15 protein-coding genes are annotated in these 17,323 nt (G+C 66.3%); 4 read left to right on the forward strand and 11 right to left on the reverse strand.

Features of this window, described 5'->3' with window-relative positions; genetic code table 11:
• Nucleotides 1-139 precede the first annotated feature (139 nt).
• Nucleotides 140-1,666: a nitric oxide reductase transcriptional regulator NorR gene (gene norR / locus ACQ66H_RS04865; RefSeq protein WP_430435591.1), complete on the reverse strand. Its 1,527-nt coding sequence runs from the start codon at nucleotides 1,664-1,666 to the stop codon at nucleotides 140-142.
• Between the two features lie 154 nt (nucleotides 1,667-1,820).
• On the opposite strand from norR, the gene ytfE reads away from it, so the two are divergent.
• The 3 genes from ytfE to ACQ66H_RS04880 are packed head-to-tail and all read left to right on the forward strand — an operon-like array spanning nucleotide 1,821 to nucleotide 5,392.
• Complete coding sequence (gene ytfE, locus ACQ66H_RS04870) at nucleotides 1,821-2,513, forward strand: iron-sulfur cluster repair protein YtfE (RefSeq protein WP_430433046.1); 693 nt, start codon at nucleotides 1,821-1,823, stop codon at nucleotides 2,511-2,513.
• The gene (locus ACQ66H_RS04875; protein ID WP_430433047.1) at nucleotides 2,506-4,791 is read left to right on the forward strand and encodes a nitric-oxide reductase large subunit; all 2,286 of its coding nucleotides are present in this window, start codon (nucleotides 2,506-2,508) and stop codon (nucleotides 4,789-4,791) included. The genes ytfE and ACQ66H_RS04875 overlap by 8 nt, the downstream gene beginning before the upstream one ends.
• Nucleotides 4,778-5,392, forward strand: a complete 615-nt coding sequence (locus tag ACQ66H_RS04880; RefSeq protein ID WP_430433048.1) for a winged helix-turn-helix domain-containing protein — start codon at nucleotides 4,778-4,780, stop codon at nucleotides 5,390-5,392. Before ACQ66H_RS04875 ends, ACQ66H_RS04880 begins: the two co-directional genes overlap by 14 nt.
• On the opposite strand, the gene modC is transcribed toward ACQ66H_RS04880, so the two are convergent.
• From modC to ACQ66H_RS04925, 9 genes are all read right to left on the reverse strand, one after another.
• Nucleotides 5,340-6,512 (reverse strand): molybdenum ABC transporter ATP-binding protein, encoded by a 1,173-nt coding sequence (gene modC, locus ACQ66H_RS04885; protein ID WP_430433049.1) that lies wholly within the window; start codon nucleotides 6,510-6,512, stop codon nucleotides 5,340-5,342. The genes ACQ66H_RS04880 and modC overlap by 53 nt on opposite strands.
• Nucleotides 6,470-7,156 (reverse strand): molybdate ABC transporter permease subunit, encoded by a 687-nt coding sequence (gene modB / locus ACQ66H_RS04890; RefSeq protein ID WP_019919380.1) that lies wholly within the window; start codon nucleotides 7,154-7,156, stop codon nucleotides 6,470-6,472. The genes modC and modB overlap by 43 nt, the downstream gene beginning before the upstream one ends.
• A gap of 6 nt (nucleotides 7,157-7,162) precedes the next feature.
• Nucleotides 7,163-7,933 carry a molybdate ABC transporter substrate-binding protein gene (gene modA / locus ACQ66H_RS04895; protein ID WP_430433050.1) on the reverse strand — a complete coding sequence of 257 codons (771 nt, stop codon included), beginning with the start codon at nucleotides 7,931-7,933 and terminating at the stop codon, nucleotides 7,163-7,165.
• A gap of 118 nt (nucleotides 7,934-8,051) precedes the next feature.
• A complete protein-coding gene (locus ACQ66H_RS04900) occupies nucleotides 8,052-8,651 on the reverse strand; it encodes a cysteine hydrolase family protein (RefSeq protein ID WP_430433051.1) in 600 nt (199 codons plus the stop codon).
• Between the two features lie 15 nt (nucleotides 8,652-8,666).
• Nucleotides 8,667-8,900 carry a formate dehydrogenase subunit delta gene (locus ACQ66H_RS04905; RefSeq protein ID WP_430433052.1) on the reverse strand — a complete coding sequence of 78 codons (234 nt, stop codon included), beginning with the start codon at nucleotides 8,898-8,900 and terminating at the stop codon, nucleotides 8,667-8,669.
• Between the two features lie 3 nt (nucleotides 8,901-8,903).
• Nucleotides 8,904-9,755 carry a formate dehydrogenase accessory sulfurtransferase FdhD gene (gene fdhD, locus ACQ66H_RS04910; protein ID WP_430435592.1) on the reverse strand — a complete coding sequence of 284 codons (852 nt, stop codon included), beginning with the start codon at nucleotides 9,753-9,755 and terminating at the stop codon, nucleotides 8,904-8,906.
• A 27-nt stretch (nucleotides 9,756-9,782) separates the two neighbouring features.
• Nucleotides 9,783-12,647, reverse strand: a complete 2,865-nt coding sequence (fdhF, locus tag ACQ66H_RS04915) for a formate dehydrogenase subunit alpha (RefSeq protein ID WP_430433053.1) — start codon at nucleotides 12,645-12,647, stop codon at nucleotides 9,783-9,785.
• Nucleotides 12,648-12,673: 26 nt separating this feature from the next.
• Nucleotides 12,674-14,224, reverse strand: a complete 1,551-nt coding sequence (locus ACQ66H_RS04920; protein ID WP_430433054.1) for a formate dehydrogenase beta subunit — start codon at nucleotides 14,222-14,224, stop codon at nucleotides 12,674-12,676.
• Complete coding sequence (locus ACQ66H_RS04925) at nucleotides 14,221-14,715, reverse strand: formate dehydrogenase subunit gamma (RefSeq protein ID WP_430433055.1); 495 nt, start codon at nucleotides 14,713-14,715, stop codon at nucleotides 14,221-14,223. Before ACQ66H_RS04925 ends, ACQ66H_RS04920 begins: the two co-directional genes overlap by 4 nt.
• A 132-nt stretch (nucleotides 14,716-14,847) precedes the next feature.
• On the opposite strand from ACQ66H_RS04925, the gene ACQ66H_RS04930 reads away from it, so the two are divergent.
• On the forward strand, nucleotides 14,848-15,924 hold the full coding sequence (locus ACQ66H_RS04930; protein WP_430433056.1) for a substrate-binding domain-containing protein: 1,077 nt from the start codon (nucleotides 14,848-14,850) through the stop codon (nucleotides 15,922-15,924).
• Between the two features lie 69 nt (nucleotides 15,925-15,993).
• On the opposite strand, the gene rho is transcribed toward ACQ66H_RS04930, so the two are convergent.
• On the reverse strand, nucleotides 15,994-17,253 hold the full coding sequence (rho, locus tag ACQ66H_RS04935) for a transcription termination factor Rho (protein ID WP_019919371.1): 1,260 nt from the start codon (nucleotides 17,251-17,253) through the stop codon (nucleotides 15,994-15,996).
• Nucleotides 17,254-17,323 lie beyond the last annotated feature (70 nt).

Consider the following 17,323-nt stretch of genomic DNA (forward strand, 5'->3'; position numbering starts at 1 on the left):
GGGTGATGGCTTCAAGCAATTAATGTGCGCAAGCCAAGTGCATGATTTTCCGTCGGTTTTGTTTCAGCGTCCTTCCGTGCTTGGGGCGGCCGGCGTGTGCGCGCACCGGCGCTGTGCATCAGTGCAAAGTCCGTCATCGCTATTTGAGGCCGAGCCGGCGAGCGAGCTTGTGCAGATTGCTCGGGTTGACCTCCAGACGACGCGCGGCGTCGGCCCAGTTGCCGCTGCAGGCGTCGAGCGCCGTCCGCACCAGCCGCCGTTGCGTCGCGTCAACGGCGTCGCGCAGTGGCATCAGGGTGACAGGTATCGCTTCGTCGGTGGGCCGCGGGGGCATGACGCCGGGCAGCGCCGGGCCGTCGAGGTCGAGCAGTTCGGCCGGCAGCGACACGATGTCGGTGCGCGCAGCGCCACGGCTCACCACCTTCAGCGCCGCGCGGCTGATCACGTGTTCCAGCTCGCGCACATTGCCCGGCCACGGATAGCGACAGAGCGCGTCTTCCGCCTCGGGCGACAGACGCAGGCTGCGTAGCCCGAGGCGGGCGCGGTTCAGTTCGAGGAAGCGGCCGGCCAGCAGCAGCACGTCGCTGCCGCGCTCGCGCAGCGGGGGTATCGGCACCGGATAGACCGACAGCCGGTGATAGAGGTCGGCGCGGAAGGCACCGTCACGCACGCTTTCGCGCAATGTGCGGTTGGTCGCCGCAATCACGCGCACGTTGACGCGTCGCGGCTGATCGGCGCCCAGGCGCTGGATTTCGCCGTTCTGCAGCGCCCGCAGCAGCTTGGCCTGAACGGTCAGCGGCAGTTCGCCGACCTCGTCGAGGAATAGCGTGCCGCCGTCCGCCGCCTCGAAGCGTCCCGGGCGGTCCGTGGTGGCGCCGGAGAAGGCGCCTCTCACGTGGCCGAACAGTTCGCTCTCGGCCAGCGATTCGGGCAGCGCCGCGCAGTTAACGTGGACCAGCGGCTGCGCGGCACGGCGCGAATGGCGGTGCAGGTGGCGCGCGAACAGCTCCTTGCCGACGCCGGTTTCGCCGAGCAGCAGCACCGGCAGCTCGGACTCGGCGACGACCTTCAGTTCGTGCAGCAGACGCTGGATCACGTCGCTGTGGCCGATGATCTCTGCCTCTTCCGCGGTGGCGCGCGCGTCTGCCGGTTCGCCGCCACGCGACAGGCGCAGCGCGTGCAGGTCCTGTTCCAGTCGGGTCACGCGTACCGCCGCCTCGACCAGCAAAGTGAAGCGACGCAGATCGTCGCGCGCCGCCTCGGTAAAGGTGCCGGTCTGCAGCGCGTCCAGCGTCAGCGCGCCCCAGGTCTGTCCCTCGACGTGCAGGCTGGTGCCCATGCAGTCGTGTACCGGCAGTGGCTCGCCGACGCGGGTGTCGAGCAGGCCGTCATAGGGGTCGGGCAGCGTGCTGTCGTGATCGAAACTGGTGATGTCACGGCGCGACAGGATGGTGGCCAGTCGCGGGTGCTGACCGACGACGAAGCGCCGGCCCAGTGTTTCGCGCACCAGTCCGTCGACCGCCAGCGGACGCAGGCTGTCTTCCTCCAGTTTCAACAGCGCCACCGCGCCACAGCCGAAGTGGGCGCGCAGGCTGGATACCAGGCGCTGCAGGCGCACCGCGGGCGGCAGTTCCGACACGAGGTCGGCGAGCAGCAGGGATTCCATCATGGTTTTAATGACCCCGTAAGGGTTTTTAATACCTATCTTGGTGAGGGTTGAAAATACCTTAATTTTCGTATCTTGTTGATTTTATTTGATCGACGCATGTGGCCCGGACCTTGCGAATTGAGGATGTCTTCTTCCACACGAGGCTCTCGCCATGAACCTGATCGAACAATCCCTCGGCGCGCTGGCGCGCAGCATTCCCGGTGCCACCCAGGTATTCCACGAACACAAGCTCGATTTCTGCTGCGGCGGCAAGCACAGCTTGCAGGAAGCGGCAGCCGAGCGCGGCATCGACGTGCAACCCATCGTCGATCGCCTGCGCACCCTTTCGTCGCTGGCCACGCGCGTGGAACGCGACTGGCGCACGGTGTCGGCGGCGACGCTGATCGAGCACATCCTGGTCCGCTTCCATGACCGCCATCGCGAACAGTTGCCGGAGCTGACCCGCCTCGCGCGCCGCGTCGAACAGGTGCATGGCGATCGCCCCGACTGCCCGAACGGCCTCGCCGATCATCTGGCAACGATGCAGCAGGAACTGGAAAGCCATATGCAGAAGGAAGAACAGGTGCTGTTTCCAATGCTCGCCCGCGGACACGCGGCGGCGCTGCAGGGGCCGGTCACGGTGATGCGCAACGAGCACGACCAGCACGGCGAAGCGTTGCAGCGGCTGGAAGCGCTGACCAATGACATCACGCTGCCGCGCGGCGCCTGCAACACCTGGCGCGCGCTTTACGTCGGCCTGGCCGCGCTGCGCGAAGACCTGATGGAACACATCCACCTGGAGAACAACATCCTGTTCGAGGGGCTGAATCCGGCACCGGCCGAGGCGGAGACCGCTCATGGGTAACTATCGCAGGCTGTGGTTCACGCTGATCGGCGTGCTCATCGTCACCTTCTCGTTGCTCGGTTACTACGGCGTCGAGGTGTATCGCAGCGCGCCGCCGATACCGCAGCAGATCGTCAGCGACGACGGCCGCGTGCTGTACACGCACGATGGCATTCTCGACGGCCAGACCGCCTGGCAGTCGGTCGGCGGCATGCAGCTCGGCTCGATCTGGGGGCATGGCGCCTACCAGGCGCCGGACTGGACCGCGGACTGGCTGCACCGCGAACTGCTGGCCTGGCTGGATCTGGCCGCGCAGGACGCGCACGGCAAACCGTATGCCGAACTCGACGCCGACACGCAGGCACTGCTCGCCGCGCGTCTGAAGCGCGAGTACCGGCGCAACACCTACGACGCCGCAAGCGGCATCGCCACCGTATCGACGCTGCGTGCGAAGGCGATCGAGCGCACCGCCGTCTACTACGCCGAGCTGTTCGGCGATGCGCCGGCGCTGCAGGGCTCGCGCGAAAGCTACGCGATGAAGGAGAACACGCTGCCCGATCCGCAGCGGCGCGCGCAGCTTGCCGGCTTCTTCTTCTGGACCGCCTGGGTGGCGGCGACCGAGCGGCCCGGCACCAGCGCCACCTACACCAACAACTGGCCGCACGAACCGCTGATCGGCAATGCGCCGACCGCGGAGAACGTGGTGTGGTCCATCGTCAGCGTGGTGGTGATGATGGCCGGCGTCGGCTTCCTGATCTGGGGCTGGTCCTTCCTGCGCAAACAGGACGAGAGCGACCCGGCCGCGCCGGCGCAGGACCCGCTGTCGCGCGTCGCACTGACGCCGTCGCAACGCGCGCTCGGCAAATACCTCTTCCTGGTGGTGGCGCTGTTCGTGTTCCAGGTGATGCTGGGCGGATTCACCGCGCACTACACCGTCGAGGGCCAGACCTTCTACGGAATGGACGTGTCGCAGTGGTTCCCGTATTCGCTGGTGCGTACCTGGCACATCCAGAGCGCGCTGTTCTGGATCGCCACCGGTTTCCTCGCCGCCGGGTTGTTCCTGGCGCCGCTGATCCACGGCGGGCGCGATCCGAAGTACCAGAAACTCGGCGTGGACGTGCTGTTCTGGGCGCTGGTCGTGGTGGTCGTCGGCTCCTTCGTCGGCAACTACCTGGCGATCGCGCAGATCATGCCGCCGGAGCTGAACTTCTGGCTCGGCCACCAGGGCTACGAGTACGTCAACCTCGGCCGCGTATGGCAGATCGGCAAGTTCGTCGGCGTCGCGCTGTGGCTGGTGCTGATGCTGCGCGGCATGGTGCCAGCGCTGCGCACGCCTGGCGGCGACAAGAATCTGCTCGCGCTGCTGACCGCGTCGGTGGTGGCGATCGGCCTGTTCTACGGTGCCGGCTTCGCCTACGGCGAGCGCACTCATCTGTCGGTGATGGAGTACTGGCGCTGGTGGGTCGTGCACCTGTGGGTCGAAGGCTTCTTCGAAGTGTTCGCCACCACCGCACTGGCCTTCATCTTCTCGACGCTCGGCCTCGTTTCCGGCCGCATGGCAACGGCGGCCAGCCTGGCCTCGGCCTCGCTGTTCATGCTGGGCGGCGTGCCCGGCACCTTCCACCATCTGTACTTCGCTGGCACGACCACGCCGGTGATGGCGGTCGGCGCCTCGTTCAGCGCGCTCGAAGTGGTGCCGCTGGTCGTGCTTGGCCACGAGGCGTGGGAGAACTGGCGCCTGAAGGACCGCGCACCGTGGATGGCCAAGTTGAAGTGGCCGCTCATGTGCTTCGTCGCGGTGGCGTTCTGGAACATGCTCGGCGCTGGCGTATTCGGCTTCATGATCAATCCGCCGATCTCGCTCTACTACGTGCAGGGTCTGAACACGACGCCGGTGCATGCGCACGCCGCACTGTTCGGGGTGTACGGCTTCCTTGCGCTGGGCTTCACGCTGCTGGTGCTGCGCTACGTGCGGCCGCAGCTGGAGTTCGGTGAGCGTCTGATGCAGACCGGCTTCTGGGGGCTCAACGTGGGTCTGGTGCTGATGATCGCCACCAGTCTGCTGCCGATCGGCCTGATCCAGTTCCACGCCAGCGTCAGTCAGGGCCTGTGGTACGCACGCAGCGAGGCATTCATGCAGCAGCCGCTGCTCGAAACGCTGCGCTGGGTGCGCACCTTCGGCGACGTGGTGTTCATCGTCGGCGCGCTGGCAGTGGCCTGGCAGGTGGTGAGCGGCGTGTTCGGGCGCTCCGACCGCGCGCCGGCTCCGACCGCCGCACTGGCAGGTGCCCGCCGATGAACTGAGCGCAATGACCTCCCTCCTTGTCGTCACGCATCGACAAGGTTGGGGCGCCGCGCCGCGAGGCCGGCGCCCCTCTTTTCTTCGTCGCGATACTTTTCCCCCAGGGGTTGCGAGCTGGTTCTGCCCGTCCCGCCGAGAGGTGAAGATCGCATGGAATGCGCATTACACTGCGGAAATGAATCCGCCCGACAAGTTGCGCGGCGATGCGACGCAGCGCTCCACCGCTTCGCTGCGCCTGCATTTCCACAATGGCGAGCGGCTGGGGCCGGGCAAGATCGAGCTGCTCGAGCATCTGGCGCGCGAGCGGTCGATCTCGGGCGCGGCGCGCGCGATGGGCATGGCCTATCGGCGCGCCTGGTTGCTGATCGACGACATGAACCGCATGTTCGCCGAGCCGGTGGTGAAAACTTACCCCGGTCGTTCGCAGGGCGCCGGCGGTGCCGAACTGACGCCCTTCGGCGAACGGCTGATCGCGCTGTTCCGTGCCGCCGAGCGACGAACGGCCGACGCGGTCGCGCTGCAATTGCGCGAACTGGACGAAGCGCTCAATCCGCAGCCGGCAATTCAGGCGCCACGTCGGGACGCGGACGCCGGTTGAAGCCGACGCTGCGGCTGTCCAGTGCCACCGATTTCACCATCACCCAGACTGCCGTGCCCTGCTGCAGGCCGAGCCGGTCGCAGGATTCGCGCGTGACCAGTGCGCGCAGCGAACTGCTCCCGAGGTTGACCGCGACGTCGGCGTAAGGACCTTCGCGCGGTGTGATGCGTGCGATCCGGCCGGGCATCTTGTTGGTGATCGACACGTCCATCGGGCGCGACAATGCCAGTGCGACGTCGCGGGCGCGGATGCGTACGCGCACCGCGCAACCAGGATCAAGATCGATGCGCGGCACGCGCAACTGGCCGTCGGCGAAGCGCAGCGTGGTCAGCGCATAGTCGTCGTTGTGCTGCAGCACCGTACATTCCAGCACCGAGCCCGCTTCGTAGCGGCCGATCAGCGGCGAATGCTCGGGACGCGACATGATGTCGCCCAGTTCGCCGCTGGCGACGGTGCGGCCTTCGCTGACGATGACCAGATGGTCGGCCAGTCGTGTCACTTCCTCGATCGAATGGCTCACATAGAGCACCGGCAGTGCGAATTCCTGCGCCAGCCGTTCGATGTAGGGCAGCACTTCGGCCTTGCGCGGCGCGTCCAGCGAGGCGAGCGGTTCGTCCATCAGCAGCAGCCCTGGTTGCCGCAGCAGCGCGCGGCCCAGCGCCACCCGCTGGCGCTCGCCGCCGGACAGGTGATGCGGCCGGCGGTCGAGCAGGTGGGCGAGGCCGAGCACCTCGATCACGCTGTCCCAGTCCACCGGGCGCGGCCCGCGCGCGCGTTTCAGCCCGTAACGCAGGTTTCCACTCACCGACAGGTGCGGAAACAGCCGTGCATCCTGGAACACATAGCCGACGCTGCGGGCTTCGATCGGCAGATCGATGCCGGCGTCGGCGTCGAAGAACACGCGGTCGCCGACCGCGATGCGTCCGCGCGACGGCCGCACGATGCCGGCCACCGCGTTGATCAGGCTGCTCTTGCCGGCACCGCTGCGGCCGAAGATGGCGCTTACGCCGCGCGACGGCAACGTGACGTCCGCGTCGAGATCGAGCGCGCCGAGCCGGGCGCCGAACTGCAGTTCGATCATGGACGCCCCAGCCAGCGCTGCGTGCGCCGGTTCAGCCATTCAGACAGCGTGATCGCGGCCACCGCCAGCGCCATCGACAGACCGACCAGACGCAAAGCGATGGCATCGCCGTCCGGCGTCTGTGTCGCGGTGTAGATGGCCAGCGGCAGCGTACGCGTCTCGCCTTCGATATTGGAGGCGAAGGTGATGGTGGCGCCGAATTCACCGAGGCTGGCGGCGAAGGCCATCATCGCGCCGGACAGGATGCCGGGCAGCATCATCGGCAGCGTGATCGTGCACAGCACGTCGAGCCGGCCGGCGCCGAGCGTGCGCGCGGCCAGTTCGATACCGCGGTCAACGCCGTCCAGCGACAGCCGGATCGCTCTCACCATCAGCGGAAAGGCCATCACTGCCGCGGCCACCACCACGCCTTCGGTGGTGAAGATGAGCTGGATGCCGAAGGTGTTCTTGAGCCAGGCGCCGAGCGGCGCGCGCGTGCCCAGCGAGATCAGCAGCAGGTAGCCGATTACCACCGGCGGCAGCACCAGCGGGGCGTGCACGATGCCGTCGAGCAGGGCGCGACCGGGCAGACGAGTGCGTGACAGCAGCCAGGCGACGCCCAGCGCGAAGGGCAGGCACAGCGCGGTGCTGGCCAGCCCGACACGGAGGCTGAGCAGCAGGGCGTCCAGTTCGATGTCGCTCATCTATCCTTATTTGAGGCTGAAGCCATATCGGGTGAATACCGCCACCGATTCCGTGCCACGCAGCCACTGCATGAAGGCGCGCGCGGGGGCCGTGTCCTGTCCGGCGACGATGGCAGCAGGATAGGTGATCGGCGCGTGTGTGTCAGCGGGAAACACACCGGCGACGCGCACCTTGGGCGATACGGCCGCATCCGTCGCATAGACGATGCCGGCCGGCACTTCGCCGCGTTCGACCAGCACCAGCGCCGCGCGTACCGAATCCGCGCGCACCAGTTTCGGTTCAGCGACCTGCCATGCACCGAGCCGGGTCAGTGCGTCCTTCGCGTACTTGCCGACCGGCACGTGGGCCGGATCGCCGGTGGCCAGACGACCATCGCCAAGCAGCGCGGCGAGATCGAAGCCAGGTTTCAGCGTGACCGACGCCTTGCTGTCGGCCGGCGTCACCAGCACCAGGCTGTTGCCGAGCAGGTCGGTACGCGTGCCGGCGGCGAGCAGCTTGCGCTCGGCGAGGTAGTCCATCCATTGCTCGTCGGCCGACAGGAAAACCTGTGCCTGGGCGCCGGCTTCGATCTGACGTGCCAGCGCCGACGAGGCGGCGAACGAGAACTTGACTGTGTGGCCGGAGCGCGCTTCAAAGGTCTTGCCGATGTCCTGCAACGCATTGGTCAGACTGGCCGCTGCGAATACGACGAGGGTGTCCGCGTGGACGACGCTGGCGACGAGGCTCAGTGCAAGTGCCGACAGCAGGCGGATGGGCAGCAGGCGCGCGAGTTTCATGGTCTTTCCTGTATAAAGGGGAATACAGGATAATCCTACGACGAAAAACTGCGTGTGCTGCGGCGATGGACGAAAAAAAGCCGGCGGCTGCCGGCTCTTTCTCGTGCTCCCTCGATGTTCAGCGCACCAGCGCGTCGGCGGTCGGCGCGATCGCTGCAAACAGGTCGCGCATCGTCGCGATGCTGGCGGCCTGTACGGCATCTGCGCGCACGGTGCCACCGTCGGGCAGCGGCAGGTCGCGCGTCGCGGTGGCGGCCGCGACCACGGTGGGCGCGTAGCCGAGGTTGAAGGCGCCGCGCGCAGTCGAGTTCACGCACATATGCGTCATGAAACCGGCCAGCACGAGCTGCTTCACGCCCAGCTTCTTCAGCTCCTCGTCGAGCGAGGTCTGTACGAAGCTGTTCGGGTAGTGCTTGGTGATCACCGTTTCGCCAGCCAGCGGCGCGACGATGTCGGCGATGCGGCCGATCGTCGCATTGACGTCGTAGGGCGTGCCCGGACCGGCGTCGTGCTTGATGTGGATGACCGGGCGGCCGAGTTCGCGCGCGCAGTCGAGCACACGGCGCGCTTCGAGCAGCGCCGCTTCGACGCCGCTGAGCTGCATGACGCCTTCACGGTAGGTGTTCTGGCAATCGATCATCACCAGTGCTGCATCGGCAAGCCGGCCCGGCTCGTGGCCGAGGCCCATCAGGTCGCGCAGCGTCGTCAGTGAACTCATCGGTGAGGTGTCCTTTCAGGTGGTGGAGGTTTCCTGCTCCTGCATGTGCTGCAGCGCTTCGGTGACCAGCGGCAGCAGACCGGTGTCGCCGCCGCGGTTCATGTGGTCGATGATCGCACGGCGCATGCGCGGTTCCCAGAAGCGACGGATGTGGGCGGCGACTTCGCGCATCGCTTCGTCGTGGTCGGGGTAGCTGTGGAAGAACTGGCCGATCTGGTTGGCCATCTTGACGAGATTGTGGATGTCCATTGCTTATTCCGTTCGATTCTTCGGTTCGGTATAGATCGCCATGCGGCCGTCGCGGACGAAGCCGCACAGCGTGACGCCGCTGCGCTGCGCGAGATCGATGGCCAGCCCGGTCGGCGCCGAAATCGCCGCCAGCAGGCCGCCGCCGACGCTGGCGAGCTTGAGCACCATTTCGTAACTGGCGCGGCTGGTGACGACCGCGAAGCCCTGCGCGGTGTCCACGCCGGCCAGCGCGACGGCGCCGATCAGCTTGTCCAGCGCGTTGTGGCGGCCGACGTCTTCGCGTACGGCGAACAGCGTGCCGTCGGCGTGTGCCCAGGCGGCGGCGTGCACCGAGCCGGTCAGCGCATGCAGCGCCTGACCTTCGCCGAGCGCGACGAAGGCGCGGTGGATGGCCGCTTCATCGACCCAGGGCCGCGCGGTCACCGGCTTCACCTCGCGCGATACCTGGCCGAGACTGTCCACGCCGCACAGTCCGCAGCCTGTGCGCCCGGCCAGAGAACGGCGACGCGCCTTCAGCGCTTCGAAGGCGCGGTTGGACACTTCCATCCGCACCTCGATGCCGTCGGCGTGGTGCGCCGTGTTGACATCGTGGATCTCGGAGGCGCGTGCGACGATGCCTTCAGCCAGGCTGAAGCCGGTGCCGAAGTCCTCCAGATCGGCCGGCGTGGCCAGCATCACGGCGTGCGAAATGCCGTTGTACACCATGGCCACCGGCACTTCTTCGGCCACGCATTCGACGCTGGCCGTGCGCACACCGCCGCTGACACGCACGGCGCTGCGCAAACGCTGGGCGGGGTGCAACACGGTCTCACCCGCGTCGCCCGCCTCGTCGCATGCAAGCAGCGGCCCACCCACGTCGAGTGCCTGTACGGCGCCCATGCCTCAGACCTTCTCGCGCTTCTTCGGCAGCAGGTCGATCTGCTGCTGCGAGAAGTCGCGATAGCGCTGCTGCCATTCCGACGGCTGGGTCACGCGTGTCACCTCGACCGCGGTCACCTTGTACTCGGGGCAGTTGGTGGCCCAGTCGGAGTTGTCGGTGGTGATGACGTTGGCGCCCGACTCCGGGAAGTGGAAGGTGGTGTATACGACGCCCGGCTGCATGCGCTCGGACACCCGTGCGCGCAGTACCGTCTCGCCGGCGCGCGAGGTGATGCCCACCCAGTCGCCCTCATTGATGCCGCGCGTTTCGGCGTCGGCGGGGTGGATCTCGAGCCGGTCCTCGTCGTGCCACATCGAGTTCGCGGTGCGCCGCGTCTGCGCGCCGACGTTGTACTGGGAAAGTATCCGGCCGGTGGTCAGGATCAGCGGGAAGCGCTTCGACGTACGTTCCTCGGTCGGCACGTACTCGGTCAGCATGAAACGTCCCTTGCCGCGGACGAACTGGTCGATGTGCATGATGGGAGTGCCTTCCGGCGCCTGTTCGTTGCACGGCCACTGGATGCTGCCCAGTTCGTCCAGCCGCGCGTAGCTGACGCCGTGGAAGGTGGGCGTCAGCCGCGCGATCTCGTCCATGATTTCCGACGGGTGGCTGTAGTTCATCGGATAGCCAAGGGCGTTCGACAGCATGCAGGTGACTTCCCAGTCCTCCTTGCCGGCCAGCGGCGGCATCACCTTGCGTACGCGCGAGATGCGGCGCTCGGCGTTGGTGAAGGTGCCGTCCTTTTCGAGGAAGCTGGAACCGGGCAGGAACACGTGCGCGAACTTCGCGGTTTCATTCAGGAACAGGTCCTGCACCACCACGCATTCCATCGCGCGCAGCGCCGCTTCGACATGCTGCGTGTTCGGGTCGGACTGCACGATGTCCTCGCCCTCGCAGTAGAGACCGAGGAAGGTGCCGTCCATCGCCGCTTCGAACATGTTCGGGATGCGCAGGCCCGGTTCCGGCTGCGGCTCGACGCCCCAGGCATCCTTGAACAGCATGCGCGTGGCGGCGTCGGACACGTGGCGGTAGCCCGGCAGTTCGTGCGGGAAGCTGCCCATGTCGCAGGAGCCCTGCACGTTGTTCTGGCCGCGCAGCGGATTCACGCCCACGCCTTCGCGGCCGATGTTGCCGGTGGCCATCGCCAGGTTGGCGATGCCGATGACGGTGGTCGAGCCCTGGCTGTGCTCGGTCACGCCGAGGCCGTAGTAGATCGCCGCGTTGCCGCCGGTGGCGAACAGGCGGGCGGCGGCGCGCACGTCGGCCGCCGGTACGCCGGTGTGCTGTTCCATCGCTTCCGGCGAGTTCTCCGGCTTCGCGACGAAGTCGCGCCACTGTTCGAACGAATGCCATTCGCAGCGCTCGCGGACGAAGTCTTCCTTGACCAGGTCCTCGGTCACCACCACGTGCGCCATCGAGGTGATCAGCGCGACGTTGCTGCCGGGCTTCAGTTTCAGGTGCTGTTCCGCCTGGATGTGCGGCGAGCGCACGAGGTCGATGCTGCGCGGGTTGACCACGATGAGCTTGGCGCCTTCGCGCAGGCGGCGCTTCATCTGCGAACCGAACACCGGGTGGCCGTCGGTCGGGTTGGCGCCCATCACCATGATGACGTCGGCCTTCATCACCGAATCGAAGGTCTGGGTGCCGGCCGATTCGCCCAGCGTCTGCTTCAGGCCGTAGCCGGTGGGCGAGTGGCACACCCGTGCGCAGGTGTTGACGTTGTTGTTGCCGAAGGCTGCGCGAACCAGCTTCTGCACCAGATAGGTTTCTTCGTTGGTGCAGCGGCTGGACGTGATGCCGCCGACCGAGTCACGGCCGTGTTTGGCCTGGATGCGCTTGAATTCGGAGGCGGCGTAGTTGATCGCCTCGTCCCAGCTGACCGGCTGCCAGGCGTCCTCGATGCTCTTGCGGATCATCGGCGTGGTGATGCGGTCGGCGTGCGTGGCGTAGCCGAAGGCGAAGCGGCCCTTGACGCAGGAGTGGCCGTGATTGGCGCCGCCGTCCTTGCTCGGCACCATGCGTACCACGGTCGTGCCCTTCACCTCGGCGTCGAAGGAGCAGCCGACGCCGCAGTAGGCGCAGGTGGTGGTGACCTTCTTTTCGGCCTGACCGTGCTCGATCACGCCCTTCTCCATCAGCGTCGCGGTCGGGCAGGCCTGCACGCAGGCGCCGCAGGACACGCACTCCGATTCCATGAAGGGCTGGCTTTCGCCCGGGCTGACGCGCGAATCAAAGCCGCGGCCGGAAATGGTGAGCGCGAACGTGCCCTGCGTTTCTTCGCAGGCACGCACGCAGCGGTTGCAGACGATGCACTTGGACGGGTCGTAGCTGAAGTAGGGATTGGATTCGTCCTTCTCCTTCGTCAGTGCCGACAGCAGGTCGAAGTGGTTCTTGCCCTTCATGCCATAACGCACTTCGCGCAGGCCGACCACGCCGGTCATGTCCTGCAGTTCGCAGTTGCCGTTGGCCGAGCAGGTCAGGCAGTCCAGCGGGTGGTCGGAAATGTAGAGCTCCATCACGCCGCGGCGGATGTCCGCCAGCTTGGGCGTCTGGGTGCGCACCTGCATGCCGGCTTCGGCGATCGTCGTGCAGGATGCCGGGTAGCCGCGGCGACCTTCGATCTCGACCAGGCACAGGCGACAGGAGCCGAAGGGCTCCAGGCTGTCGGTCGCGCACAGCTTCGGAATGCTGTTGCCGCATTCCTGCGCGGCGCGCATGACCGAGGTGCCGGCCGGCACCGTGACTTCGATGCCGTCGATCGACAGCGTGACTTCCTTTTCCGACTCGCGCGCGGGCGTGCCGTAATCGGTTTCTCTGGGTAATGACATGGCTGTTCTCCTGGATTCTCGCGTGCTCAAGCCGCTTCGGTCTTGTTGACGCCGAAGTCTTCGGGGAAATGGTTCAGTGCCGACAGCACCGGGTAGGGCGCCATGCCGCCGAGCGCGCACAGCGAGCCGTTGAGCATGGTGTCGCACAGCGACTGCAGCAGCGCGATGTTCTTGCCGCGCTGTTCGTTGGCGACGATGCGGTCGATCACCTCGACGCCGCGCGTCGAGCCGATGCGACAGGGCGTGCATTTGCCGCAGGATTCGATGGCGCAGAACTCCATCGCGTAGCGCGCCATGTGGGCCATGTTGACCGTGTCGTCGAACACGACGATGCCGCCGTGGCCGATCATCGCGCCGTTCTTCGCGTACTCCTCGTAGTCGAGCGGCAGGTCGAACTGCGACGCCGGCACGTAGGCGCCGAGCGGACCACCGACCTGCACTGCGCGCACCGGACGACCGGACAGCGTGCCGCCGCCGAAGTCATGGATCAGTTCGTTCATGGTCAGGCCGAAGGCCTTCTCGACCAGCCCGCCACGCTTGATATTGCCGGCCAGCTGGAAGGGCAGGGTGCCGCGCGAGCGACCCATGCCGAAGTCGCGGTAGTGCGCGCCACCCTTGGCCAGGATGATGGGCACCGACGCCAGCGAAATCACGTTGTTGATGACGGTTGGCTTGCCGAACAGGCCCTGCAGCGCCGGCAGCGGCGGCTTGAAGCGCACGATGCCGCGCTTGCCTTCAAGGCTCTCCAGCAGCGAGGTCTCTTCGCCACAGATGTAGGCGCCGGCGCCCAGGCGCACGTCCAGTTCGAACGCCTTGCCCGAATTGCGCACGTCCTGGCCCAGCCAGCCGGCGGCGCGCGCTCGACGGATCGCCTCTTTCAGCGTGGCGAAGGCGTGCGGGTATTCCGAGCGCAGGTAGATATAGCCCTGGGTCGCGCCGACCGCGATGCCGGCGATGGTCATGCCTTCGATCAGGCAGTACGGGTCGCCCTCCATGATCATGCGATCGGAGAAGGTGCCGGAGTCGCCCTCGTCGGCATTGCAGACGATGTACTTCTGGTCGGCGGAGGCGCCGAGCACGGTGTTCCACTTGATGCCGGTCGGGAAGGCGGCGCCGCCGCGGCCGCGCAGGCCGGAGTCGGTCACTTCCTTCACCACGTCGGCACCGCTCATCGCCAGCGCGTTGTCGAGGCCGACGAAGCCGCCGTGGTCAACGTAGTCATCCAGGCTCAGCGGGTCGGTGATGCCGATGCGCGCGCTGGTCAAGCGTTCCTGATTCTTCAGATAAGGAATGTCGTCGGTCGGGCCGAGCGAAAGCAGGTGCTGGCCGCCGGTCACGAAGCCGGCGTCGAACAGCGCAGCGACATCCTTCGGCTGCACCGGACCGTAGGCCATGCGGCCGGTCGGCGTCTGCACTTCCACCATGGGTTCGAGGAAGAAGGCGCCGCGCGAGCCATTGCGCACCAGCTCGATCGCGATGCCGCGCTTCGCCGCTTCGGCGGCGATCGCCTTTGCCACCTTGTCCGCGCCGAGCGACAGCGCGGTCGAATCGATGGGAACGTAGATGCGCGTGCTCATGCCGTCACCTCCGCGCGCAGCTCGGCCACGATTTCGTCGAAGCGTTCCGGCGTGACGCGGCCGACGATGTCGTCATCGATCCGCAGCGACGGACCAACGGCGCAGTTGCCGAGGCAGTACACCGCCTCCAGCGTCACTGCACCGTCTGCGGTTGTTTCGTGGAAGTCGATGCCGAGACATTTCTTCGCGTGCGCTTCGAGCGCAACGGCACCGACGGCCTGACAGGCCTCCGCCCGGCAGACCTGCACCACGTGGCGGCCGGGCGCGTGGCTGCGGAAGTGGTGATAGAAGGTGATCACGCCGTGCACTTCGGCGCGCGACAGGTTCAGTCCCTTGGCGATGACCGGCACGGCCTGTTCCGGCACGTGGCCGAACTCGTCCTGGATGGCGTGCAGCATCGGCAGCAGCGCGCCGGGCAGATCGGCGTGCCGGTTGACCAGCGACTGCAGCTGCCGCCCGTCAACACCGGGGGTGGGGTGGTGCGATGACATGGCTCTCTGTCTCCTGCTGAATTCCTAATTGGAACTCTTGTTCATAATTGCTAATCAGCCATCATCAAGGTCCAATAATGGCTTCGCAATGCAGGTTAGCAGCCGACTTTGCTTTTAACGATATGAAAACAAATGCCTAACATGCGCATCCAGATCGAACCGGCGTGGCGCTTCCGCAATGCCGAAGGACGGGAGATCGATCCGCTGCTTTTCCGGGTGCTGGCCGCCGTGCAACGCAGTGGAAAACTGACCGAGGCGGCGCGCGAGGTCGATTTTTCCTACCGCCATTGCTGGAACCTGATCCGCACCTGGTCGGCCTTTTTCGGCACGCCACTGGTCGAGCTGTCACAGGGCAAGGGTGCGGAGCTGACGCCGCTGGGCGAGAAGCTGACCTGGGCGGCGCAGCGCATACAGGCGCGGCTGACGCCGCAACTGGAGAACCTGTCGGTGGAGATCGACCGCGAGATCAACGCGGCACTGATGGACACGCATCCGGTGCTGCGGCTGCATGCGAGCCACGGTTATGCGATCGCGCTGATGCCGGAGCTGATGGAGCGGGTGGCCGGCGTGCGGCTGGAACTGCAATACCTCGGGTCAATCGACGCGCTGGGTTCGATGTCTCGCGGCAGCTGCGACATCTGCGGCTTCCATCTGCCGAGCGGACGCGTCACGCCGGAACTGGCGGCGCGACTGAGCCGTTACCTGAAGCCGCGTGCGCACCGCGTGATCCGTCTGGTCACGCGCACGCAGGGCCTGTTCGTCGCCGCCGGCAATCCGCTCAACATCCGCTCGCTGCAGGATCTGGTGCGCCCCGACGTGCGCTTCATCAACCGGCAGGCCAGCGCCGGCACGCGCGTGCTGCTCGACCTGCTGCTGGCGGAGCAGACCATCGACGCGGACGACATCAGCGGCTATGAAACGGTCGAATTCACGCACGCGGCGGTGGCGGCGCACATTGCCAGCGGCATGGCTGACACCGGCTTCGGCGTCGAGGCCGCCGCCAGCCAGTTCAAGCTTGATTTCGTGCCGATCGCCGAAGAACATTACTTCCTCGCCTGCCGGCTGGAGACGCTGGAGCTGCCGTCGATGCAGCGCATGCTCGATGCGCTGAAGTCGCCTGACTTTGCGAGCGCGGTGTCTACGCTCCCCGGCTATGCGCTCAATTCGCCCGGCGAGGTGCTGTCGGTGGTCGAGGCGCTGCGCGCCTGAGCACCGCTGGAGGTGGAAATGAAAAACGCCGCATCAAGCGGCGTTTTTCTCTCAAGGCGGCCCGGGTGATCAACCGCGACGCATCGCGTCGAAGAACTCCCCGTTGCTCTTGGTGGCCTTGATCTTGTCGAGCAGGAATTCGATCGCTTCCAGATCGTCCATGTTGTACAGCAGTTTGCGCAGTATCCAGATCTTCTGCAGGATTTCCGGCTTCAGCAGCAGCTCTTCGCGGCGCGTACCCGAGCGGTTCACGTTGATCGCCGGATAGACCCGCTTTTCCGCCATGCGCCGGTCAAGATGGATTTCCATATTGCCGGTGCCCTTGAATTCTTCGTAGATCACGTCGTCCATGCGGCTGCCGGTTTCGATCAGCGCGGTGGCGATGATGGTCAGGCTGCCGCCTTCTTCGACGTTGCGCGCAGCGCCGAAGAAGCGCTTCGGCTTCTGCAGCGCGTTGGCGTCCACACCGCCGGTCAGTACCTTGCCGGAGGCCGGCTGCACCGTGTTGTAGGCGCGGGCGAGGCGGGTGATCGAGTCGAGCAGGATGATCACGTCCTTCTTGTGCTCGACCAGACGTTTGGCCTTCTCGATCACCATCTCGGCGACCTGCACGTGGCGGGTGGCCGGTTCGTCGAAGGTCGAGGCAACCACTTCGCCCTTCACCGAACGCTGCATCTCGGTCACTTCTTCCGGGCGCTCGTCGATCAGCAGCACGATGAGTAGTGCTTCCGGGTGATTCACGGTGATCGCGTGCGCGATGTGCTGCATCATCACCGTCTTGCCGGTCTTCGGCGGCGCCACCAGCAGCGCGCGCTGGCCCTTGCCGATCGGCGCGATCATGTCGATCACACGCGAGGTCGTGTTCTCTTCGCCACGCATGTCGCGTTCAAGCTTCAGCGGCTCGGTCGGATGCAGCGGCGTCAGGTTCTCGAACAGAATCTTGTGCTTGGTCGCCTCCGGCGGCTCGCTGTTGATGCGATCGACCTTGACCAGCGCAAAGTAGCGCTCACCGTCCTTGGGCGTGCGGATCTCGCCTTCGATGGTGTCGCCGGTATGCAGGTTGAAGCGGCGGATCTGGCTCGGCGACACGTAGATGTCGTCGGTTCCCGCCAGATAGCTCGCTTCCGGCGAACGCAGGAAACCGAAGCCGTCGGGCAGCACTTCCAGCGCACCGTCTCCGAAAATGCTCTCGCCCTTCTTCGCCCGGTTGCGCAGGATGGCGAACACGAGTTCCTGCTTGCGCAGCCGGTTGGCGCCTTCGATCTCGAAGGACTGGGCCATTTCGAGCAGCTGGCTGACGTGGAGTGCTTTCAGTTCGGAAAGGTGCATGGTGAAGATGTGCGACAGGCGGGGTGGGGAGATGGAGCGGTCCTCCGCTCCGGCGGGCTGGGCGCGGATT

This window comes from Methyloversatilis sp. (genome assembly GCF_965284615.1).
In the GTDB taxonomy this organism is placed as follows: domain Bacteria; phylum Pseudomonadota; class Gammaproteobacteria; order Burkholderiales; family Rhodocyclaceae; genus Methyloversatilis.